This window comes from Tatumella ptyseos (genome assembly GCF_030552895.1).
Classification (GTDB): Bacteria; Pseudomonadota; Gammaproteobacteria; order Enterobacterales; family Enterobacteriaceae; genus Rosenbergiella; species Rosenbergiella ptyseos_A.
The window spans coordinates 1,680,152-1,701,758 of sequence record NZ_CP130649.1; the positions used below are offsets into that span (position 1 = coordinate 1,680,152).

Genomic DNA, 21,607 nt, shown 5'->3' on the forward strand with positions numbered 1-21,607 from the left:
GGTTGGACGCCCTAGCTCAAACTAGGGCGTTTTTCGTTAAAGGGGATCGGCTTTCAAACAGGATACTGCATGACTGAAGTTACCTTCTAATACGGGTTTAGTCTTCGCACACTCAGCTACCGCCTGCGGGCAACGAGTACGAAAAACACAGCCTGAAGGAGGATTAATGGGTGAAGGAAGTTCCCCTTCAAGTAACTGTACCTGCTTAGTCATCTCTTTATCAGGGTCTGGAATAGGTACGGCAGACATCAACGCTTGGGTATAAGGGTGTAACGGCTGATGATAAACTTGGTCATAGGTTCCCAACTCAACCGCATGGCCTAAATACATCACTAACACCCGATCTGAAATGTGTTTTACGACCGCCAAATCATGCGCGATAAAAATAAGTGATAATCCCATCTCCCGTTGTAATTTTTGCAGCAAATTCACCACTTGAGCTTGAATCGAGACATCTAAGGCAGATACGGGTTCATCACAAATCACTAATTTTGGCTCGAGTATCAAGGCCCGAGCAATACCGATACGTTGACATTGTCCGCCTGAAAACTCATGTGGGTAACGGTTAATCAGGTTAGGTAATAGCCCCACTTTCATCATCATCGCCCGGACTTTTTCACTGACTTCATGCTTTGACATCTTTGGATGATAAGTCCTTAATGGTTCGGCAATAATATCACCGACAGTCATGCGGGGATTCAGTGAAGCCAGGGGATCTTGGAAAATCATTTGGATATCAGTACGCGCATCACGCCAAGCTTTATCATCTTGACCCAAAAGATCTTTACCTAACCAAGTGACTCTTCCTCCTTGTGCTTTAACAAGGCCGATGATCGCACGGGCAAGCGTCGATTTACCGCAACCCGATTCCCCGACCACTCCTAAGGTTTCTCCTTCGTAAAGACGCAGGCTGACACCATCTACCGCCTTTAAGCTCTTTTTAGGCTGCCAAAACCATTGCTGCCCCTCTTTAATCTCAAAATGGACACGCAAATCCGCGATTTCGAGTAAAACTTTTCTATCTTGTAGCGCGATATCGTTCATCGTGCGACCTCCAAGGGATGGTGGCAAGCGCGTAGGCGCCCTTCTGCAAATGCTTCGAGTTGTGGCGATTGGCGACAAATGTCCGTAGCGTAAGCACAGCGTGGTTGGAAAGGACAGCCACTAGGAAGGCGTAATAAATTAGGAGGGTTGCCCGGAATCGTCAACAAGCTCTCTTCATCGCTATCTAAACGTGGCACGGCACTGAGTAATCCTTGAGAATAAGGGTGTACCGGCTGATAAAAAATATCCCGTGCGCTGCCATATTCCATTGTTCGGCCCGCGTACATCACTAAAACTTTGTCACAAATACCCGCGACTACCCCAAGATCGTGGGTAATCATGATGATTGCCGTATTAAACTCATGTTTAAGCTCATTTAATAAGGTCATGATCTGCGCTTGGACCGTCACATCCAAGGCGGTAGTGGGTTCATCGGCAATTAACAGTTTTGGCTGGCAAAGTAACGCCATGGCGATCATCACCCTTTGGCGCATACCTCCGGAAAACTCATGCGGATACATGGCCATTCGCTTCTGTGCTTCCGGCATCTTAACAGCATCTAGCATCTGCAGGGAGTGCGTAAACGCCTCTTTCTTACTCATTCCCTTATGCAGTCGAAGCACTTCGATGAGTTGGTCACCCACTTTCATATAGGGATTGAGCGAGGTCATCGGGTCCTGGAAAATCATGGCCATCTCTTCCGCCCGCAGTCTATTTAACTGAGCTTCAGGGAGGTTAAGAATTTCTTGGCCATTAAAGCGAGCAGATCCGCCAATGCGACCGTTCTTAGCCAATAATCCCATCAGGGCAAAGGCAGTTTGCGATTTTCCTGAACCTGACTCACCAACGATACCTAAGGTTTCGCCTGGTTTTAGGGAGAAGTTCAAATCATTGACGGCAGTGACATCACCATCATGCGTACTAAAAGTGACGCGTAAATCTTTGACATCAAGCAGTAATGGATGCTGTGTTAATGAAGTCATTGTCCCTCCTAGCGGTCTTTAGGATCAAGCGCATCGCGTAAGCCATCGCCGATAAAATTAAAACAAAACAGTGTGATAACTAGGAATCCCGCCGGGAACAGTAATAACCAAGGAGAAACTTCCATTGAATTGGCCCCGTCACTGAGTAAAGCCCCCCAACTGCTGAGCGGTTCTTGAGTGCCAAGACCTAAAAAGCTGAGAAAAGATTCAAACAAAATCATACTGGGGACTAATAACGAAGCATAAACCACAACAACACCCAACACATTTGGCACAATATGACGGCTAACAATTTTGAAGGTGGAAACGCCACCGACTTGTGCCGCTTCAATGAACTCTTTGCGCTTTAGTCCTAACGTTTGTCCGCGTACTATCCGCGCCATATCTAGCCAAGACACCATTCCTATTGCCACAAAGATAAGAAGAATGTTTCGGCCAAAAAAAGTCACTAACAAAATCACAAAGAACATGAAGGGAAAGGAGTTTAGAATTTCTAGTATGCGCATCATGATCGCATCGACTTTTCCCCCCAGATACCCTGCTAAGGAACCGTAAAAAGTACCTACGATTACCGCGATGATTGCCGAGGCAACACCTACCATTAATGAAATCCTACCACCAATCGCTACGCGGACCAGTAAATCACGACCTGAAGAATCGGTACCGAAGTAGTGCTTTGAAGCTAAATCGGGTGCAGCTGACATCATCGACCAATCTGTATCGTCGTAGGTAAACGATGACAACACTGGAGCAAAGATGACGAATAGAACAATTAACAGTAAGACAATTAAGCTGAAGAGTGCTGCACGGTTATGAATGAAACGTCTACGGGCATCTTGCCATAAACTACGCCCTTCAATATCGAGTTGCTCGGTGAAAGCTTCGACCGCCTGACTATTTTTTTTACTTGCTAACATGCGGGTCTCCAGCTTAATAACGAATTTTCGGATCGATAACGGCATAGAGCACGTCAACAATCGCATTAAAGACTATGGTTAATACCCCGACTAAAATCGTCAGGCTCATGACCAAGGAGTAGTCACGATTTAATGCCCCATTAACGAACAGCTGTCCAATTCCCGGCAGACCGAAGATTGACTCAATTACCATTGAACCGGTGATAATGCCGACAAAAGCCGGTCCCATATAGGAGATAACAGGTAATAATGCGGGGCGTAAGGCATGACGTAGTACGATTCTGGATATGGGGAGGCCTTTGGCCCTGGCGGTACGAATATAATTAGAGTGCATTACCTCTATCATCGAGCCACGCATGATCCGGGCAATACTGGCAATATAGGCCAGTGAGAGTGCCAGCATAGGCAACAGCACATACTGCCATTGACCACCGTTCCAACCTCCGCCGGGTAGCCATTTTAGCGATATAGCAAACAGCATCACCAGTAAGGGCGCGACCACAAAACTCGGTATCACGACCCCCGTCATGGCAATTCCCATTACGGTATAATCTACCCAGCTATTTTGCTTTAATGCGGCAAAAATTCCGGCACTGACCCCGACCACTAACGCAAAAACAAAGGCTATTAGCCCCAGTTTGGCAGAAACAGGAAAGGCTTGGCCGACTAAATAGTTTACAGAATAGTCTTTGTATTTAAATGAAGGGCCAAAGTCGCCGTGCGCGAGTTGCACGAGATAGTTAAAATATTGTTGGCCGATTGGCTCATTGAGATGATATTTAGCTTCAATATTGGCCATCACTTCCGGAGATAAACTGCGCTCGCTGGTAAAAGGACTCCCGGGTGCCAAACGCATCATAAAGAAAGAGATCGTAATAAGTATAAATAGAGTCGGAATGGCTTCAACAAACCGACGGAAAATAAATGTTAACATTGCTTCACCTATCAGGCTTAAGTAAACGAGTTAACCCGGCGCTTTCACACCGGGATTGCCTGTAAAATTAGTGCTTAATAATATAGAGGTCTTTATCATAAACATTATCGAGTGGATCTTTACCCGTATAGCCCCCGACGTAAGGTTTAACTAAACGCGTGTTAGCATAATAGAATACGGGGATATCTGCGGATTGTTGGTCCAATATTTTCTCAGCCTGGCGATAAGCCTCACTTCGGCTGGCCTCATCTGTCGCTTTAACACTCTTCGCCATCTCGTTATCAAAATTCTTATCTTTGAAGAACGAGGTGTTATTCGAACTGTTAGATAACATATAATTGAGGAACGAACTCGGTTCATTATAATCCGCACACCACCCTGCGCGCGCCACATCGAAACTGCCTTGGTGACGAGAATCAATATAAGTTTTCCACTCTTGGTTGACCAGTGTCACATTAACACCGATATTTTTCTTCCAAATCGCCGCCGCTGCGATGGCGAGTTTTTTGTGAAGATCTGAAGTGTTATATAGCAGTGAGAACTGAAGAGGATGATTAGGACCATACCCTGCTTCTTGTAAAAGTTTTTTGGCTTCTTCATTCCGTTTCTCTTGACTCCAAGAGAACCACTCTGGCTTATCGATTTGAACACCATCGGTTGCCGGATTAGTGAAGCTATAGGCAGGGGTTTGCCCTTGGGCCAAGACTTTATTCACAATAATATCGCGGTCTAACCCTAACTTAAGGGCTGTTCTGACTTTAACGTCATTGAAAGGCGCTTTTTTATTATTTATTTCATAATAATAAGTACAGAGGAAAGGGTCGACGTGCAGCTCTTTAGGATTATTTTTCTGTAATTTTTTAAATAGCTCAATAGGTAAATTATTGTAGGTTATGTCACTACCGTTGTCCGAGAAATAGCGGTTTACGTCCGTGACTTCTGAAGCGATCGGTAGGAAGGTCACTTTGTTAATAACAGTATGAGCGTTATCCCAATAGTTTTTATTTCGGACGACCACAATACTTTCATTAACAGTGTGGCTAGCTAATGTATAGGCGCCGTTACTGACCCAATGTTCTGGAGAGGTCCATTGGTCGCCATAGGCTTTAATCGCTGGGGCATAAACCGGTGACATCGCAGCATAGATGGTTAATTTATAGAAATAGGGAATAGCTTCGGAGAGCGTAACTTGTAAAGTGTGATCGTCTAAAGCCTTCACACCCAATTTCTCTGGCGGAAGTTTACCGGCAATAATCGCATCGATATTCTCGACATGACCATATTGCAAGAAACTCGCATAAGGAGAAGCCGTTTTCGGATCGGCTAAACGCTGCCAGCTAAAAACAAAGTCTTGCGCAGTCACCGGTTTACCGTTCGACCACTTAGCCTCTTTACGCAAATGGAAAGTCCATACTTTGTTATCCTTTTGCTCCCAACTCTCTGCTACACCTGGAACCACTTGTCCTTGGTTATTAGAAATTGCTAATCCTTCAAACAGATCGTGGCTGACGTTACTTTCAGGCACACCCTCAATTTTATGCGGGTCTAGTGATTGAACTTCCCCACCATTACCCTTAATTAGCGTCTGATTTTCGGCAAGCTGTACCCCTGCTGGAACTTGTGCAGCAATTACCGACTGCCCCGCCGTCAGCGCCATTAAGACAGCAGTAGCCATTACGTTCTTAGTCAATTTCATGTTACGACTCCACACATTTTCATTATAATTATAGGGTTTTTCCCCGGCCCGATTCCTGTCTGTCCAACGACTCACTCTTTCATCAACCTTACAGACAATTGACAATTTTTTTACGCGTTAAGCGGTCAAGTTAGTAGTCTATCGTGAACGCTATGTGATGGACCTCACTGATAATCATCACATTGTTCACTATTAATACATGCACCTATAAGAGCATCTACTGATTGATCGGGATTTGTCCCTATAAATAACTATAAGCAATATTTATGCCAGAATCGCCACTATTGATCGAGCGGTAAGTAATTAACCTAAACGATATTTAAATTTGATTAAAGTGTTTAAACTATTAGGAAGGAATGTATCAGAGTCGTGAATAGATACTAAAGTATTATTAATGAAATAAATATCAGCACCAAATAAGTGCACCATTTCAGCATAATGCACTTAAATAATGCAAAACCTCACTCAGCCAGCAACATGGCACTAAGAAAGTGCAGACTATTTTATCTGCACCAACCTTCATGATAAAAATTATCGATTAATCTGAGGAAATCTTACCGAAAATAGCTTCTTCGCCGCCCTGCTCAATCGCTTGCCAATAATGCTTACGGCATACCGAAATATATTGATCATTACCACCGATAACCACTTGCGCCCCATCATGGAAGGGACGACCCTCAGCATTTAACCGCAGCACCATATTCGCCTTACGGCCACAATGACACACTGTTTTCAACTCTACGAGTTTGTCTGCCCAGGCAAGTAAATATAAACTCCCTTGAAATAATTCACCGCGAAAATCAGTTCTTAAGCCGTAACACAATACGGGTATATTCAAATGGTCAGTAACATAGGTTAGTTGTTTCACTTGTTCACGAGTTAGAAACTGCGACTCATCAATTAAGATACAATGAAGCTCTTGTGTTTCATTAGCCTGTTTAATCTCATGAAAGAGATCAGTACCTGGACTAAAAAGTGCGGCACTACTGGATAAGCCTATTCTCGACGCAACACGTCCCTTACCATATCGATCGTCAATCTCTGCAGTAAAAATTAAAGTGCGCATTCCCCTTTCCTGATAATTGTAAGAGGACTGTAATAGAGACGTAGATTTTCCTGCATTCATCGCAGAATAGTAAAAATAGAGCTGTGCCACGGAAGGATTCTCATTAAAAATGTAAAGCCCGATCATACCATAGCCCCTTTTGCATCAGGGGATTAAATCTCGGCGGATAATAAATGCTTTCGCTACGGGAACAAGTTGCAATAAGATAACCCTAGGTAATATCATAAAAATTACTAATGGAATTTTCCGACGAGGATCACTAATGAGTGGCCAACTTCTTTCCTTAAACAACTACCGTTTGTTACGTGCTGAAGCCCGTAATTTCTCTTTAGAAACTCTCTGCGACATAGTGGATAAATTTACGGCTATCGTCGAAGAACGTCGTGAAGAGCAAGCAAGTGAAGGCGCTAAAGCCGTCGAACATGCTAAAAGAGTCGATAAAATCCGCGAGATGATGCTGTCCGAGGGTATTGATATCAGTGAATTAATGCAACAAGATAAAAGTGTAGTAGCCGTTAAGAAAACGCGTGAAAAACGCCCGGCAAAATATGAATACACTGATTCATCGGGAATCCATCAAACCTGGACGGGTCAAGGGCGTACCCCTTCAATTATCCAGAAAGCCCTCGATAATGGCGATTCTCTAGAAAAATTCCTAATTAAAAGTTAAAAAAAACCGCCAATTCATGGCGGTTTTTTTATAAGCTATGCATTCAAAAAACTATTTAACGTTCTCTGATAACCAAGCTTTAAAGTCTTCACCCAACACTGGGTGACGAACACCGTATTCGACGAAAGCTTGCATGTAACCTAGCTTGTTACCACAGTCGTGGCTCACACCTTTAAGGTGGTAAGCTTCGACAGTCTCTTTCTCCATCATCATTGCAATAGAGTCAGTAAGTTGGATTTCTCCACCCGCGCCCGCAGGGGTTTTCGCCAACAATGGCCAAATGTCTGCAGAGAGTACGTAACGACCTACTACCGCTAAGTTTGACGGAGACTCTGAAGCCTTAGGTTTTTCTACAACGCCTACCATTGGTGCACTGTCACCAGGTTGTAATGTCGCACCTTGGCAGTCTACAACACCGTAAGCGGTCACGTCTTCAACCGGTTCAACCATGATCTGGCTACGGCCAGTTGATTCGAAGCGTGATAACATTTCAGCAAGGTTATCTTTCTTCGGATTAGATTCGTATTCATCAATGATGACATCAGGTAAGATTACCGCAAAAGGTTCATTGCCTACGACTGGGTGTGCACACATTACAGCATGACCTAACCCTTTCGCCTCGCCTTGACGGACTTGCATGATAGTCACGTGTGGAGGACAAATCCCTTGAATTTCATCTAACAGCTGACGCTTGACACGTTTTTCAAGCATTGCTTCTAATTCAAAGCTCGTATCGAAATGGTTTTCAATCGAGTTTTTAGAAGAGTGTGTCACTAACACTATTTCATTGATGCCCGCAGCGATACATTCATTCACCACGTATTGAATTAAAGGCTTATCAACCAGCGGTAACATCTCTTTTGGGATAGCTTTTGTCGCAGGTAACATTCTAGTACCTAATCCTGCAACGGGAATTACAGCTTTTCTAATTTTAGAAACGGGAGCAGACATCAAACAAACCTCGTTAGTTTGGCAGATTGCCAAAACATCCTTTAAAGAAACTAAATAATATCATAACAGTTAGTAAGAATTATCTAGAAAAAATAAAAATAGTTTAAGTATAAAAAGAGTTCATCAAGTTAATTACGAAAAACGTAACCATAACTTCCGCGGTCCATTCCACACTTCACATTCAGCACTTTGTAATAATAACCGTTGTTCTTGGACAGAATCGTGGTAATAACGCCCTAGGGCCAAATCCTTTATCAAAGTGGTGTGCCTTTGGTCATGATGAACGATACAAGATAACCCACTGTTTACGATTAACAGATGACCACGGGAACGATTAAAATACCCAATTACTAAGGGATATTCATCATGCAACCCAGACTTTTTTAACAAAAGTTGTAAGTCATGCAGTACTGAAGTTAATGCGGGAAGATAATCAGTATGGGAAGTAATGTGCTTTTTCAATAGATCATTAAAGAATGCTCTAAATAGCAGAGCGGTAACTGCCCCATACTCTCCTACCCACTCTGCATCAAATATATAGAAGCCAAATTCATGGTCTGATAACTCTGCAATATCGATAATTAATCCATTGTTTTCACTAGTATTGAGTTGACGATAACCGACATGGCATCCAGCAACAGTCAAATGGGCAGGAGGTTGCAGATTTCTGAGTAAGGCGAGAGATTCTTCAGGAAAAGAAACCAGATGGTTCCATTCTTGCTGTAACTTATCGTTTTCATCTATCTGAGAGCTGAACATATCGGGATACACGGCTTCAACCAGTAAGGTTTTTAGGGCTACAACATCCGTTAATGGCTTCAAGATAACATCATAAACCCCGGCCCGCATCACAGCAGCAATAAGATTAACGTCTTGGGTATCAGTCAACGCAATAATTGGCGTCTGCACCGTCGCGGCATGTAATTGTTTGATGAGCGGAACCGCTGGAATGTCCAGTAGATTGAGACCGCAGACAATCAGGGTAACATCATGTTGCTCAACAAGGTCTAATCCTTCTTCACCGCTGTCAGTTTTTATCACTTGCGCACCGGCATAGTGTAAAAATTCAGCCAGTACCGCGTCACAGACGGGATCATTGTCAATGATTACCACAATTTTATTGGTTAAGAAATTTTCCACACTCATCTACCTGCACTTTCATTTATACTGCTTGCTAAGTAAAACTTTCTGCGAAAAGCTTCACTCAGCTTAAGATATTGAAGTGAGTATAGCTGAAGTTTCTTGACTCGTTGTTCAATATTAAACAATTAAGAGTTTTGGATATCATTCCCCTTCATAAGAGAATTATTGTGCAACCAGACCTATGTCCATGTGGAAGCCTAAACCCGTTAGAACATTGTTGTCGTCCACTAATCAGGGGCGATGCTCACGCGTTATCGGCTGAGCAATTGATGCGCTCACGTTACACTGCTTATGCAATGAACGCTTATTCGTATATAACGGAGACGTGGCATAGCTCTACTCGTCATCCAACGTTAGCACACCTACTTGAACAAGAAAGCGTGGGGATACAGTGGCAAGGGCTAACAATTATTGAGACTCACGCTGGGCCCGTCGTTGATGAAGCCTTTGTTACCTTCTTCGCCCGCTATAAAAGTGATCAGCAGCCTGGCTGGATTTACGAAACTTCACGTTTTGTTCATGAAAATAATCGCTGGTATTATATTGACGGGGTTCATAAAATGCCGGGCCGTAATGAGATTTGTCCTTGCGGCTCACTAAAAAAATTTAAAAAATGCTGTGCACGCTAAGCTTTGTTAGCACACAGTTATACTATGCAACACAGGATCAGCTTTAATGTCAGCGAAAAATATTGAACGTAAAATTCTCCGTACCATCTGCCCCGATGCTAAGGGCTTAATCGCTAAAATTACGAATATCTGTTACAAGCATGAATTAAATATCGTTCAAAATAATGAATTCGTCGACCACCGCACTGGTCGTTTTTTCATGCGTACCGAGTTAGAAGGAATTTTTAATGACTCAACACTGTTAGCGGATCTTGACGGGGCGCTACCAAGCGGCTCACTTCGTGAACTGCATGCTGCGGGACGTCGTCGCATTGTCATTATGGTCACTCGTGAAGCACATTGTTTAGGTGACCTGTTAATGAAAAGCGCGTTCGGCGGTTTAGACGTGGAAATTGCGGCAGTGATAGGTAATCATGACACCTTGAAATCATTAGTTGAGCGTTTCGATATTCCTTTTATCCACATTAGTCATGACAATCTGACACGTGAAGCACACGATACTCAAATGGCAGACTGCATCGACCAATATCAGCCTGACTATGTGGTATTGGCGAAATATATGCGTGTATTAACGCCTGAATTCGTTAAACGTTTTCCTAACCAAATTATTAATATTCACCACTCCTTTCTCCCTGCATTCATCGGCGCTCGCCCCTATCACCAGGCTTATGAACGTGGCGTAAAACTCATTGGTGCCACCGCGCATTACGTAAATGATAACTTGGATGAAGGTCCAATCATTATGCAGGATGTAATCAACATTGACCACAGCTATACCGCGGAAGAGATGATCCGTGCTGGACGCGATGTTGAGAAAAATGTGCTAAGCCGTGCTGTCGATAAAGTCTTGGCACAGCGTGTATTTGTGTACGGAAATCGTACAATAATATTATAGAGTAGATCATTTGATTATTATTGCGTCGGCTTTCGCACAGAAACAAAGCACTTGATTGAATATCGTTGATTTCCACTTTACTCGGTAAGCGTTTTTGCTATTATGCCGCCACATCCGGCAACGGATGTGGCTTAGTATTAGGTGGGGTTCCCGAGCGGCCAAAGGGAGCAGACTGTAAATCTGCCGTCACAGACTTCGAAGGTTCGAATCCTTCTCCCACCACCACTTCTCTTTTTCACTTATCTCTTCCATGACATTCCACTCAATTCTCGTTACCATAACGAAAACTGAATCAATTAGGATGTCGACGTGAAATTTGTCTCTTTTAATATCAATGGCCTTCGCGCCCGCCCACACCAACTTGCTGCTTTGGTCGACCAACACCAACCTGACGTAATTGGGCTTCAAGAAACCAAAGTTCACGATGATATGTTTCCACTTGCAGACGTTGAGGCCTTGGGGTATCACGTTTTCTATCATGGACAAAAAGGCCATTACGGTGTGGCATTGATGACGAAAGTTAAGCCTATCTCTGTACAAAAAGGCTTTATTACAGACGACGATGAGGCACAGCGTCGCATCATTATGGCTGAGATCCCCACCCCATCTGGCGAAAGTGTCGCGGTAATAAATGGCTACTTTCCTCAAGGCGAAAGTCGCGACCATCCCACTAAATTTCCGGCTAAACAAAAGTTTTATGCTGACCTAACCCAGCATCTACGCACGCAACTCAAACCTGAACAACTTGTATTGGTCATGGGTGATGTCAATATTAGTGTGACTGACGACGATATTGGTATTGGTGAAGTTAACCGTAAGCGTTGGTTGAAAACGGGTAAATGCTCATTCTTACCTGAGGAACGCGAGTGGATGGACACTCTCTTAAGCTGGGGGTTAACGGATACATGGCGCCGAATCAATCCTGAAGTTAATGACCAATTTTCTTGGTTTGACTACCGTTCAAAAGGCTTTGATGATAATCGCGGTTTACGCATTGATCTGTTACTCGCCAGTGCACCGTTAGATGCACGTCTCATCGCAAGTGGCATTGATTATCCCCTTCGTTCAATGGAAAAACCTTCTGACCATGCCCCAGTATGGTCAGAGTTTGATCTCTAAGCCTTTTTCGCCACCCGCTTTTTATAAGCGGGTTTTGCCGGTGAGTGTTTTGCTAATTCCCTTAACACTCGCGTTGGTGGCGTTTGTCGAGCGTGACTAATTAACTGATGTAATGTGTCAACCAGAGGTTGCATAAAGTCTTGGTAACGATATTGTTTCTCGCTAATACGGGTCAACGTCGATTCCCAATGAGCGGTCATGTCCGGTGCGGCTGAGGGTTGAGGTAATGCATGAATAAGACCTCGGCCCACAATGGTAGAATGAATATAACGGCCCTTTTTTTCTAAGAAACCGCGTTTAAACAATAACTCAATAATCCCCGCTCGCGTTGCTTCTGTTCCCAAACCATCGGTTTCTCTGAGCACTTTTTTTAACGCCTTGTCTTGCACGAAACGTGCAATACCTGTCATCGCAGACAATAAAGTCGCATCGGTGAAATGTCTTGGGGGCTGAGTCTTTTTCGCAACAACTTCCCCCCCTTGACACTGTAAAATGTCACCTTTCGCGACGACCGGTAAAACTGCCCCGTCGTTTTCTTCATCACGTTCTTTCGCTCCGAGGAGTACACGCCAGCCCGCACTAGAAAGAAAACGCGCCTTAGCCACGAATTTTCCCCCTGCTATCTCAAGCTCAATGACACATTTACGGTATTGCGCATCCTGTGCGAACTGCATCAGGTATTGGCGGGCAATTAATCCATAAATATTCTTTTCATGTTCAGTAAGCTTGACGGTATTACGTTTAGCCGTAGGGATTATGGCGTGGTGTGCATCAACTTTTTTATCATCCCAGCAGCGATTGCGAAGACTGAGGTCAATCTCATCAGGTAACGACTGGTATTCGGAAAGATGGGTTTGTAGCGCATCGATGACAGATTGACGTCCAACGAAATGCTCTTCGGGGAGATAACGGCAATCTGAACGAGGATAAGTAATTAGCTTATGCGTCTCGTAAAGTTTTTGACAGATATCTAAAACTTGTTGCGCACCGAGATTAAACCGTTTTGCTGCTTCAATTTGTAGACTCGACAACGAGAATGGCAATGGAGCAATCTCACTCTCTGTTTTATTTTGGTAGTGCGTCACCTTAGCCGGTTGTTGCGTTATCCGCGCGACCACATGTTCAGCGAGACTTTGGTTCAGTAAACGACCTTCTTCATCCTGCCAGCCTTCGCAAGCATCACTAGGTACCCAAGTCGCCGTAAAAGGTTGGTTATCAGCCAAAACAAACGCTTTCACTTCGAAAAAGTCTTTGGCGATAAAATTCGCTATTTCTTCATCACGACGTACCACCAGCCCTAGCACGGGGGTTTGCACTCTGCCGACCGATAAAACCCCATCGAAGCCTGCTTGACGTCCAAATAAAGTGTAAGCGCGTGTCATATTGATCCCATAAAGCCAATCGGCTCGCGCTCTTGCCAGTGCAGAAATACATAACGGGGCAAATTCACTATTATTTCTCAGCTGCGTAATCGCCCGTTCAACGGCCTGTGGATTAAGATCATTAATGAGACAGCGCTTTACACGCTGACGTTTTTCTGTCGGTAACCCTAAATAATCAATAACCTCATCAACTAATAACTGTCCTTCCCGATCTGGATCTCCAGCATGCACAACCTCTGTGGCATCAGCTAGAAGTTTTCCGATAGCGGTGAGCTGTTTCTTAACATCATTACGCGGGGTCAACTGCCATTTTTCAGGAACAATGGGTAAATCCGCGAGCGCCCAACGTGCGTATCGCGGATCGTATAGATCGGGTTGTGCCTGTTCTAGAAGATGTCCAACACACCATGTGACCACATCTTTAGGACCACACTGTATGTAACCCTCTCCACGGCGGTGAGGCTTAGGGAGCACATCGGCAATGGCGCGGGCAAGACTGGGCTTTTCCGCAATAAACACTCGCATAGAAAAAGACATTCCTTAATCTTGGTAAAAAAAGAGTGACCGTTTAGCAGACAATCAACAGGCTACTATTACCGATTTTATAAAAATTTGCTGTCAGAATTCGCTGACATAGGGATCGAGATCAATAGGTTGTACGGGGGATACCGCGGAAAACTGCGGCGTACCCAGGTAAAGAAAACCGACTATTTTATCTTGAGGCTGGCAATGGAAAGCTTCGCGAACCTTAGGATGATCAGTCCATGCACCAGACCGCCAAATACCGTTGAATCCTTGTGCTTGGGCAGCCATTTGCATCGCCATCACGCTGCAGCCTGCACTCACCACTTGCTCCCATACCGGTACTTTATGATTTTCTTGGCAGCGAGCAACAACCGTAATAATGAGAGGCGCTCGGAAAGGTGCTTGAGTAGCTTTTTCGATGGCTTTATCGTCAAGCTGATCATCAATGGAAAGCTGACGCAGTAAGTGACTAAAACGTTGTAAACCCTCACCCTGTATCAGTGAAAAATGCCAAGGTTTGAGTCCGCCATGATCGGGTGCACGGGCCCCAGCTTGTAATATTGCCTCGAGCATTTCACCCTCTGGGGCTGGAGCGGTTAATCGAGAGACCGAACGGCGCTGTAAGAGTAACTCTAATGAATCCATGCTATTCCCCTTAACGGTAGTGGTTGGTTGAAGTCTGACATATCAATAGGCTTTGTAACAGTATTTGATGATTAACTGCTGACTTTTCACCCTGGTCTAATTAGGATAGATGACAAGTTTTTCTTTGGACCGTCTAAGTATTAGATTTTATTAATAAATGGAGAATTTATGCGCACTGCGTGGCGAATTATAGTCAGGGTTTTGAGTAGCCTATGGCGTGTTATCAATTTCATAAGAGAGTGTATTCTAAATCTTTTCTTACTCGTGCTAATTTTATGCGGGATAGCACTTTGGGGCCTGTTTTCTCACGAATCAACACCCACCCGTACAGTTAATACTACGCAAGCGCTAGTAGTAAACCTCAATGGCGTGATCGTGGAACAGCCGTCGCAAGATAAAAAAATCTCCAAGCTTCTAGGGCAAGAGCTTCTGGGAACAAATAGTAAACTTCGTCAGGAAAATGCACTCTTCGAATTAGTGGATACTATTCGTGAAGCTAAAAGTGATAAGTCTATTACTGGGATAGTGCTCGACCTGCACAATTTCGCAGGTGGCGATCAGCCAGCATTGAATTATCTCGGTAAAGCCTTAAAGGAATTTAGTGCATCGGGTAAGCCCATCTATGCTTATGGGGATAATTTTACCCAAGGACAGTACTATCTCGCCAGTTATGCTAATCATATCTATCTTTCTCCGCAGGGAGCCGTAGACCTTCATGGTATGGCAACCAATAGTCTCTATTTTAAAGCGCTATTAGATAAGCTCAAAGTCTCCTCACACGTGTTTCGTGTCGGGACTTACAAATCTGCCGTTGAACCCTTCCTTCGTGACGATATGTCCCCTGCTGCGCGCGACGCGGATACACGTTGGATTACTCAATTATGGGAAAGCTATCTGCAGACAGTTTCGGCAAATCGTCATTTAACACCACAGGAGGTTTTCCCGGGTGCTGAGGCTATCATCACCGCTCTGAAAGCGAATGGTGGCGATACGGCCAAGTACGCGTTAGCAACCCATTTGGTTGATGGTTTAAAAAGCCATGCTGACGTAGAGCAAGAATTGAGTAAGACTTTCGGTTGGGATAATCAGCAAAAGTCGTTTAAACAAGTCAGTATCTATGACTATACCCCCCCTGCCAAAACGAATAGTGATAAACCTAATATTGCGGTAATTGTCGCAAATGGCGCCATCATGGATGGGCCAGCCAGTGATGGAAATGTTGGAGGCGAAACGACTGCACAACAAATCAGAGAAGCTCGCCTCGATCCTGCAATCAAAGCCATTATCCTGCGTGTAAATAGTCCTGGTGGGAGTGTTACCGCGTCCGAGCAAATCCGCGAAGAGTTAGTTGCGGCGAAAACGGCAGGTAAACCTATTGTTGTCTCAATGGGCGGTCTAGCCGCATCAGGGGGATATTGGATCTCAACCCCTGCCGACTACATTATCGCTAGTCCGACAACACTGACCGGTTCAATCGGTATCTTTGGTGTAATTAATACCGTAGAGAATACCTTGGGCTCAGTTGGCGTCCATACTGATGGTGTATCGACCTCACCGCTTGCCGATATTTCAATGACTAAGGCATTACCGGATCAAGTGACCCAAATGATGCAACTCACCATTGAAAACGGCTATCGTCATTTTATCAACTTGGTTGCTCAGTCTCGTCACAAAACGCCAGAACAGGTCAATGAAATCGGCCAAGGACACGTTTGGACGGGTGAAGATGCGAAACAAAACGGGCTTGTCGATGCTTTAGGTGACTTTGATGATGCGGTGAGCAAAGCACAATCCTTAGCGCACCTGCAAAAAGCCTCCCTCAAGTGGGTACAACAAGATCCCTCTTGGATGGATACGTTATTCTCACAGATGCAAGCCTCCGTTTCGGCCCGACTTCCCGATCAGGTGAAGGCTTGGTTACCGGCTCCTTTGTCAGAAGTGATAAGTAAAGCTCAACAACAGCCTGGACTTTTTAATCAGCAAGGCGACCCACAAAATCGTTACGCTTGGTGCGTCAACTGCGGAGTCATCAATTAACACTCATAGCCCGACATTCGTCGGGCTATATTTCTTCTCCTGAAGTTTCTATACTCCAGCATAATTTTTTACTTTGTCCCGCTATTCGGAATTCGTTATGCAGAAAAAAAATATTTATGTCGCCTACACTGGTGGAACCATTGGCATGCAGCGTTCCGCTCACGGTTATATTCCAGTCTCAGGGCATTTACAGCAGCAGTTAGAGTTAATGCCAGAATTCCATCGTCAAGAAATGCCTGCTTTCACCATTCACGAATATACGCCGTTAATGGACTCCTCCGATATGACTCCGGCGGATTGGCAAGTCATTGCTGAGGATATTCGCACCCATTACGACGAATACGATGGCTTCGTGATTCTTCATGGCACAGACACCATGGCTTTTACCGCATCGGCGCTCTCTTTCATGCTGGAAAACCTTGGAAAACCGGTTATTGTGACAGGGTCACAAATTCCTCTCGCAGAGTTGCGTTCAGATGGTCAGCAAAACTTGCTCAATGCGTTATATGTCGCAGCCAATTATCCAATTAGTGAAGTAGGATTATTTTTTAATAACACCTTATTTCGCGGTAATCGTACCACCAAAGCCCATGCGGATGGTTTTAATGCTTTTGCATCCCCGAACCTCTCGCCATTGTTAGAGGCAGGTATTCATATAAAAAAATTGAATACAACACCAGTACCGGCTCAGCAAGGTGAACTTATTGTCCATCCAATTACCCCTCAACCGATTGGCGTAGTCACCATCTATCCAGGAATTTCTCCCGATGTTGTGAGCAATTTCCTCCGTCAACCGGTCAAAGCATTAATTCTACGCTCGTACGGTGTCGGAAACGCCCCGCAATCTGCAGCGTTTATTGCGGTATTAGCAGAAGCCTATGAACGTGGCATAGTGGTGGTTAATCTCACTCAATGTATGTCTGGTAAGGTAAATATGGGGGGATATGCGACCGGAAATGCTTTGGAGCAAGCTGGAGTCGTTAGCGGTAGCGACTTAACAGTGGAAGCTGCACTAACTAAGTTACATTATTTACTCTCTCAACAACTCTCTGCAGAAGAAATTCGAGTGCTGATGCGACGCAACCTACGCGGTGAACTCAGCGATTAAGAAGTAAGGGTGCTTTGGCGCACCCTTTCTTTCAATCGAGTTTGATACGGGTTATATCGTCGACTATTCCAAACTCTTCTTTGAGTTGTCGCTTACTTTTCATCACCATCTCTCCCCCTTTAGCCACTGACATATGCTGGGGGTTATCATTATGGCGAGCTTGCCACAACAGGACAAGCTGCAAAGTGTGCTCTTTTTGCTGGGACGTCAATGCCACACCATCCGGCCATTTACCCGTCTCAGTGGCCATTACTAGGCGTTGGTACACTTCTGGGGTCATCTCGGCTAATACACGCTGTAAATCGGCACTCATTTCAAGCCTATCCTTTCGTTTGACTACCATGAGTATCAGTGAAGTTTAAGGATGCCGAATTCACACAATATCGTTCACCACTCGGTTGAGGACCATCGGGGAAAACATGCCCTAAATGCGCATCACACTGTCCACAGCGAATTTCGATACGATGCATATTGTGGCTGTCGTCATCTAAATAACGTATAGCATCATCCGAAACCGGTTGATAAAAACTTGGCCATCCACAGCCAGAATCGTATTTTGTATCAGAGTAAAATAATGGTGCTTGGCAGACGATACAATGGTAATAGCCTTCTTCCTGATTGTGTAGTAGTGCTCCACTAAACGGAGGTTCTGTTCCTCGTTCCTGCGTGACATAGCGTTGCATTTCATTGAGTGAAGATAAAGAGGGTGACTCGTTGCTCATAATTGATCCTACTAAACAGTTCAAGTCATCATTATAACAAACTCATAACAAATTGGTCTTTTTTTTCGACCATAACGTCCAAACTCTTCTCAAAAACCCTTTTTTGTAAAAACCTGATAATTGATTTCCCACAGTTATTGACACGATTAAGCTTGACGTATGAAGCGGTTTTTGTAATTTTACTGCCAACCTTTTATTCACTATCAAATAGCTGGTGGAATATATGACTATCAAAGTAGGTATCAACGGTTTTGGCCGTATCGGTCGCATTGTTTTTCGTGCTGCACAACAACGTTCAGACATCGAAATCGTCGCGATCAACGATCTGTTAGACGCAGAATATATGGCTTACATGCTGAAGTATGACTCAACTCACGGTCGTTTTGACGGTACTGTTGAAGTGCAAGATGGCGCGTTAATTGTAAACGGTAAAAAAATCCGTGTTACCAGCGAAAAAGATCCAGCTAACTTGAAGTGGGACGAAGTCGGTGTTGATGTGGTAGCAGAAGCTACTGGTATCTTTTTAACTGACGAAACCGCACGTAAGCACATCACCGCAGGTGCTAAGAAAGTTGTCTTGACTGGCCCTTCTAAAGATGACACTCCAATGTTTGTTCGTGGTGCTAACTTCGATAAATATGCGGGTCAAGATATTGTTTCAAACGCATCCTGTACCACTAACTGCCTAGCGCCGTTAGCAAAAGTTATCAATGATAACTTCGGTATCATCGAAGGGCTGATGACGACCGTTCACGCAACCACTGCAACGCAAAAAACCGTTGATGGTCCTTCTCACAAAGATTGGCGTGGTGGACGTGGTGCAAGCCAAAACATCATTCCTTCTTCTACCGGTGCAGCAAAAGCTGTTGGTAAAGTATTACCAGAATTAAATGGTAAACTGACTGGTATGGCTTTCCGTGTCCCAACGCCTAACGTCTCTGTGGTTGATCTGACTGTACGTTTAGAGAAAAAAGCCTCTTACGCTGAAATCTGTCAAGCCATCAAAGCGGCTTCTGAAGGCGCAATGAAAGGTGTACTAGGCTTCACAGAAGATGACGTAGTATCAACCGATTTCAATGGCGAAACCCTAACGTCTATATTCGATGCGAAAGCAGGTATCGCATTGAATGACAATTTCGTCAAACTGGTTTCATGGTATGACAACGAAACAGGTTACTCTCACAAAGTTCTTGATTTAGTTGCACTGGTTGCAGGCAAATAAAATCTAAGTATTGTGAATAAGGGCGACTTAGGTCGCCCTTTTTTTTGGAGAATTTCAATGCAATCATCCCTTTTTACACTCCCGATCTCGGAGCAACTTTCTCCCTTCTGCTCTCTTCGTCGACAAGGTGAGTTAACACTGCTTATCATTGAACACACTGAATTCCGTGCCGCCTTCTCACTGCAAGGTGGTCAACTCATCGCATGGCAACCTAATAACCAACCTGCGGTGATCTGGTTAAGCGACCAGACTGAATTTACGCAAGGAAAAGCAATCCGTGGCGGCATTCCCATTTGCTGGCCGTGGTTTGGTCCAGCGGGCAAGCCATCCCATGGTTTTGCACGAACGTCTGAGTGGCAGCTAATTAATTGCGAAGAATCTGCTCAGCAGGTAAAAGTGACGATGCGCTTAACTGCCACGCCTGAAACGCACAAAATTTGGCCCCATGATTTTGAATTAACGTTAGTCGCTCTATTGAGTGCCGAGTCTAGCCGGATTACGTTACGCATTACAGGAAACATAGAAACGACGGCGGCTTTACATAGCTATTTCCACGTCGGCGATAGTGAAACGGCAAGGGTCAGCGGCTTAGGCGAATATTACATTGATAAAGTCAAGGGCAATACGTTAGCGTCTCAGCAGGGTGAGCAGACCTATCAAGGTGAAGTGGACCGTATCTTTACCCATCCCGCAGCTGAATCATTATTGAAAGACCCTCAGCTTAAGCGTGCACTAAAAATCGAACACGAAGGTTTAAGTGACGTTGTCACTTGGAATCCTGGCGCAACGCTTTGTCACTCGATGGCTGATATGAGCGATGACGGCTATAAAACGATGGTTTGTGTGGAAACTGCCCGGATAAGCCAGCCATTTGTTACAACGACTACCACCCCTGCCGAGTTAACGGTCACCATTACCCCACTACCCTGGTAAGAAAACTCTCCCAAAGCGGGCTTTGGGAGAGTTAATTTTAAAACTGGTAATTAACGCCTGTCCAAACCGTTGTTTGACCAGATTTATCGACCATTGAACTATGCTTAATCTCATTATCGAAATGGGTATAACGAGCACCTGCCACAATCGTCCAATCACGAGTCAATTGATACGTTGCACTGATATCAACATAAGGTGACCAGCTATCATCGGCTTTGTAGCGATCAATTCCGGTACGACGAGATTCTTTTTCTGAGACACCGTAGTAATAATCGGTTTGATTAGCACTCTGCCATGTTACCCCGGCACCAGGAATCAAAGAAAGCGCACCGAATTGTAACGGATAATGATAATTAGTGTCCCATACCAATCCATTACTTTCATTAAGTACATCACCCGTCAACGCAGTTTTTACTACACCCCAGGTGGCAACATGAGTCCACTCTCCACCCATCATCATTGTGAGATGACGTTTGTCGAGGCCACGCATCGCACTATGATGGGCACGGTGTGGATTAAAATATTGCCCAGTCGTGTTCGCAATAATTGAAAATTGGTCAGCTTCGCCATGATAGAGGTAATAACCAGCCTCTAAGCCATGAAAGAAAACGTTCTCATCTTGATAATTAATTAACGGAAACGGGACTGTCCGATCTTTTGTATTATGATAAGGCGATTCGGACCATAGTGCGGCAACTCCTACTGAAAGAGGTTGAGCTAACAGGTCCTGTGAAAATAAGAGGTTCGCGCCAACCAACGAGGCGGCTAATAAGTACGTTTTTTTTATCATGTTTACATCCTGAGTTAACTAACTTCCTAAGATTACTCACACTAAAATGATATTTTAGCGATATCTTCTTATCGAATTTTGATCATATAGGGCTTATTCATTTCGAAACTAGCTTTTTATTCTGAAGTTATGCATTTCGCACCAAAAATCAGGGTTTTCTTATTCTCCACTTCGTTAATAAGCGCCACACAGATTG

At 44.4% G+C, this 21,607-nt stretch carries 21 protein-coding genes and 1 tRNA gene; 9 read left to right on the forward strand and 13 right to left on the reverse strand.

Annotated elements, in window-relative coordinates; genetic code table 11:
- Window positions 1-36 precede the first annotated feature (36 nt).
- The 6 genes from oppF to QJR74_RS07955 all read right to left on the reverse strand — a co-directional run bounded on the left by oppF (window position 37) and on the right by QJR74_RS07955 (window position 6,730).
- The gene (gene oppF, locus QJR74_RS07930; RefSeq protein ID WP_304371337.1) at window positions 37-1,044 is read right to left on the reverse strand and encodes a murein tripeptide/oligopeptide ABC transporter ATP binding protein OppF; all 1,008 of its coding nucleotides are present in this window, start codon (window positions 1,042-1,044) and stop codon (window positions 37-39) included.
- On the reverse strand, window positions 1,041-2,027 hold the full coding sequence (locus QJR74_RS07935; RefSeq protein WP_304371338.1) for an ABC transporter ATP-binding protein: 987 nt from the start codon (window positions 2,025-2,027) through the stop codon (window positions 1,041-1,043). The genes oppF and QJR74_RS07935 overlap by 4 nt, the downstream gene beginning before the upstream one ends.
- A gap of 8 nt (window positions 2,028-2,035) precedes the next feature.
- Window positions 2,036-2,944, reverse strand: coding sequence for an oligopeptide ABC transporter permease OppC (oppC, locus tag QJR74_RS07940; protein WP_304371339.1), 909 nt, complete (start codon window positions 2,942-2,944; stop codon window positions 2,036-2,038).
- A 13-nt stretch (window positions 2,945-2,957) separates the two neighbouring features.
- On the reverse strand, window positions 2,958-3,878 hold the full coding sequence (gene oppB, locus QJR74_RS07945; protein WP_304371340.1) for an oligopeptide ABC transporter permease OppB: 921 nt from the start codon (window positions 3,876-3,878) through the stop codon (window positions 2,958-2,960).
- A gap of 67 nt (window positions 3,879-3,945) precedes the next feature.
- A complete protein-coding gene (gene oppA, locus QJR74_RS07950; protein WP_441007656.1) occupies window positions 3,946-5,553 on the reverse strand; it encodes an oligopeptide ABC transporter substrate-binding protein OppA in 1,608 nt (535 codons plus the stop codon).
- A 559-nt stretch (window positions 5,554-6,112) separates the two neighbouring features.
- Entirely contained in the window at window positions 6,113-6,730 is a 618-nt protein-coding gene (locus QJR74_RS07955; RefSeq protein ID WP_304373998.1) for a thymidine kinase, read from the reverse strand.
- Window positions 6,731-6,902: 172 nt separating this feature from the next.
- On the opposite strand from QJR74_RS07955, the gene QJR74_RS07960 reads away from it, so the two are divergent.
- On the forward strand, window positions 6,903-7,310 hold the full coding sequence (locus QJR74_RS07960; RefSeq protein ID WP_304371342.1) for an H-NS family histone-like protein: 408 nt from the start codon (window positions 6,903-6,905) through the stop codon (window positions 7,308-7,310).
- A gap of 51 nt (window positions 7,311-7,361) precedes the next feature.
- Here the strand turns inward: QJR74_RS07960 and galU are convergent, their stop codons facing one another.
- Together galU and QJR74_RS07970 are read right to left on the reverse strand one after the other, a co-directional pair.
- Complete coding sequence (gene galU, locus QJR74_RS07965) at window positions 7,362-8,261, reverse strand: UTP--glucose-1-phosphate uridylyltransferase GalU (protein ID WP_304371343.1); 900 nt, start codon at window positions 8,259-8,261, stop codon at window positions 7,362-7,364.
- 132 nt (window positions 8,262-8,393) lie between these two features.
- Entirely contained in the window at window positions 8,394-9,407 is a 1,014-nt protein-coding gene (locus tag QJR74_RS07970; protein WP_304371344.1) for a response regulator, read from the reverse strand.
- Between the two features lie 164 nt (window positions 9,408-9,571).
- Here QJR74_RS07970 and QJR74_RS07975 point away from each other — a divergent pair, with 164 nt between their 5' ends.
- From QJR74_RS07975 to xthA, 4 genes are all read left to right on the forward strand, one after another.
- Window positions 9,572-10,033 carry a YchJ family protein gene (locus QJR74_RS07975; RefSeq protein WP_304371345.1) on the forward strand — a complete coding sequence of 154 codons (462 nt, stop codon included), beginning with the start codon at window positions 9,572-9,574 and terminating at the stop codon, window positions 10,031-10,033.
- A 46-nt stretch (window positions 10,034-10,079) separates the two neighbouring features.
- Complete coding sequence (gene purU, locus QJR74_RS07980) at window positions 10,080-10,928, forward strand: formyltetrahydrofolate deformylase (protein ID WP_214216321.1); 849 nt, start codon at window positions 10,080-10,082, stop codon at window positions 10,926-10,928.
- A gap of 140 nt (window positions 10,929-11,068) precedes the next feature.
- Window positions 11,069-11,153: transfer RNA gene (locus QJR74_RS07985), tRNA-Tyr, on the forward strand.
- An 84-nt stretch (window positions 11,154-11,237) separates the two neighbouring features.
- Window positions 11,238-12,047, forward strand: a complete 810-nt coding sequence (gene xthA, locus QJR74_RS07990; protein WP_304371346.1) for an exodeoxyribonuclease III — start codon at window positions 11,238-11,240, stop codon at window positions 12,045-12,047.
- On the opposite strand, the gene QJR74_RS07995 is transcribed toward xthA, so the two are convergent.
- Window positions 12,044-13,954 carry a DNA topoisomerase III gene (locus QJR74_RS07995; protein WP_304373999.1) on the reverse strand — a complete coding sequence of 637 codons (1,911 nt, stop codon included), beginning with the start codon at window positions 13,952-13,954 and terminating at the stop codon, window positions 12,044-12,046. The genes xthA and QJR74_RS07995 overlap by 4 nt on opposite strands.
- A 93-nt stretch (window positions 13,955-14,047) precedes the next feature.
- Complete coding sequence (locus tag QJR74_RS08000) at window positions 14,048-14,599, reverse strand: NAD(P)H nitroreductase (RefSeq protein WP_304371347.1); 552 nt, start codon at window positions 14,597-14,599, stop codon at window positions 14,048-14,050.
- A gap of 168 nt (window positions 14,600-14,767) precedes the next feature.
- Between QJR74_RS08000 and sppA the strand changes: the two genes are divergently transcribed.
- Together sppA and ansA are read left to right on the forward strand one after the other, a co-directional pair.
- A complete protein-coding gene (gene sppA / locus QJR74_RS08005) occupies window positions 14,768-16,636 on the forward strand; it encodes a signal peptide peptidase SppA (RefSeq protein WP_304371348.1) in 1,869 nt (622 codons plus the stop codon).
- A 97-nt stretch (window positions 16,637-16,733) separates the two neighbouring features.
- Window positions 16,734-17,744, forward strand: a complete 1,011-nt coding sequence (gene ansA, locus QJR74_RS08010) for an asparaginase (RefSeq protein ID WP_304371349.1) — start codon at window positions 16,734-16,736, stop codon at window positions 17,742-17,744.
- Between the two features lie 31 nt (window positions 17,745-17,775).
- Here the strand turns inward: ansA and QJR74_RS08015 are convergent, their stop codons facing one another.
- Entirely contained in the window at window positions 17,776-18,057 is a 282-nt protein-coding gene (locus QJR74_RS08015) for a YeaC family protein (RefSeq protein WP_304371350.1), read from the reverse strand.
- A 7-nt stretch (window positions 18,058-18,064) separates the two neighbouring features.
- Window positions 18,065-18,466, reverse strand: coding sequence for a peptide-methionine (R)-S-oxide reductase MsrB (gene msrB, locus QJR74_RS08020; protein ID WP_304371351.1), 402 nt, complete (start codon window positions 18,464-18,466; stop codon window positions 18,065-18,067).
- Window positions 18,467-18,689: 223 nt separating this feature from the next.
- Here msrB and gapA point away from each other — a divergent pair, with 223 nt between their 5' ends.
- Window positions 18,690-19,688 (forward strand): glyceraldehyde-3-phosphate dehydrogenase, encoded by a 999-nt coding sequence (gene gapA, locus QJR74_RS08025; RefSeq protein WP_304371352.1) that lies wholly within the window; start codon window positions 18,690-18,692, stop codon window positions 19,686-19,688.
- 57 nt (window positions 19,689-19,745) lie between these two features.
- The gene (locus QJR74_RS08030) at window positions 19,746-20,621 is read left to right on the forward strand and encodes a D-hexose-6-phosphate mutarotase (protein WP_304371353.1); all 876 of its coding nucleotides are present in this window, start codon (window positions 19,746-19,748) and stop codon (window positions 20,619-20,621) included.
- Window positions 20,622-20,658: 37 nt separating this feature from the next.
- On the opposite strand, the gene QJR74_RS08035 is transcribed toward QJR74_RS08030, so the two are convergent.
- The gene (locus tag QJR74_RS08035) at window positions 20,659-21,411 is read right to left on the reverse strand and encodes a MipA/OmpV family protein (RefSeq protein WP_304371354.1); all 753 of its coding nucleotides are present in this window, start codon (window positions 21,409-21,411) and stop codon (window positions 20,659-20,661) included.
- Window positions 21,412-21,607 lie beyond the last annotated feature (196 nt).

Bases quoted from the DNA above. Each gene is read 5' to 3' on its own strand.
- oppF (WP_304371337.1), bottom strand. From the start codon at position 1,044: ATGAACGATATCGCGCTACAAGATAGAAAAGTTTTACTCGAAATCGCG.
- QJR74_RS07935 (WP_304371338.1), bottom strand. From the start codon at position 2,027: ATGACTTCATTAACACAGCATCCATTACTGCTTGATGTCAAAGATTTA.
- oppC (WP_304371339.1), bottom strand. From the start codon at position 2,944: ATGTTAGCAAGTAAAAAAAATAGTCAGGCGGTCGAAGCTTTCACCGAG.
- oppB (WP_304371340.1), bottom strand. From the start codon at position 3,878: ATGTTAACATTTATTTTCCGTCGGTTTGTTGAAGCCATTCCGACTCTA.
- oppA (WP_441007656.1), bottom strand. From the start codon at position 5,553: ATGGCTACTGCTGTCTTAATGGCGCTGACGGCGGGGCAGTCGGTAATT.
- QJR74_RS07960 (WP_304371342.1), top strand. From the start codon at position 6,903: ATGAGTGGCCAACTTCTTTCCTTAAACAACTACCGTTTGTTACGTGCT.
- galU (WP_304371343.1), bottom strand. From the start codon at position 8,261: ATGTCTGCTCCCGTTTCTAAAATTAGAAAAGCTGTAATTCCCGTTGCA.
- QJR74_RS07970 (WP_304371344.1), bottom strand. From the start codon at position 9,407: ATGAGTGTGGAAAATTTCTTAACCAATAAAATTGTGGTAATCATTGAC.
- purU (WP_214216321.1), top strand. From the start codon at position 10,080: ATGTCAGCGAAAAATATTGAACGTAAAATTCTCCGTACCATCTGCCCC.
- QJR74_RS07995 (WP_304373999.1), bottom strand. From the start codon at position 13,954: ATGCGAGTGTTTATTGCGGAAAAGCCCAGTCTTGCCCGCGCCATTGCC.
- QJR74_RS08000 (WP_304371347.1), bottom strand. From the start codon at position 14,599: ATGGATTCATTAGAGTTACTCTTACAGCGCCGTTCGGTCTCTCGATTA.
- sppA (WP_304371348.1), top strand. From the start codon at position 14,768: ATGCGCACTGCGTGGCGAATTATAGTCAGGGTTTTGAGTAGCCTATGG.
- ansA (WP_304371349.1), top strand. From the start codon at position 16,734: ATGCAGAAAAAAAATATTTATGTCGCCTACACTGGTGGAACCATTGGC.
- QJR74_RS08015 (WP_304371350.1), bottom strand. From the start codon at position 18,057: ATGAGTGCCGATTTACAGCGTGTATTAGCCGAGATGACCCCAGAAGTG.
- msrB (WP_304371351.1), bottom strand. From the start codon at position 18,466: ATGAGCAACGAGTCACCCTCTTTATCTTCACTCAATGAAATGCAACGC.
- gapA (WP_304371352.1), top strand. From the start codon at position 18,690: ATGACTATCAAAGTAGGTATCAACGGTTTTGGCCGTATCGGTCGCATT.
- QJR74_RS08030 (WP_304371353.1), top strand. From the start codon at position 19,746: ATGCAATCATCCCTTTTTACACTCCCGATCTCGGAGCAACTTTCTCCC.
- QJR74_RS08035 (WP_304371354.1), bottom strand. From the start codon at position 21,411: ATGATAAAAAAAACGTACTTATTAGCCGCCTCGTTGGTTGGCGCGAAC.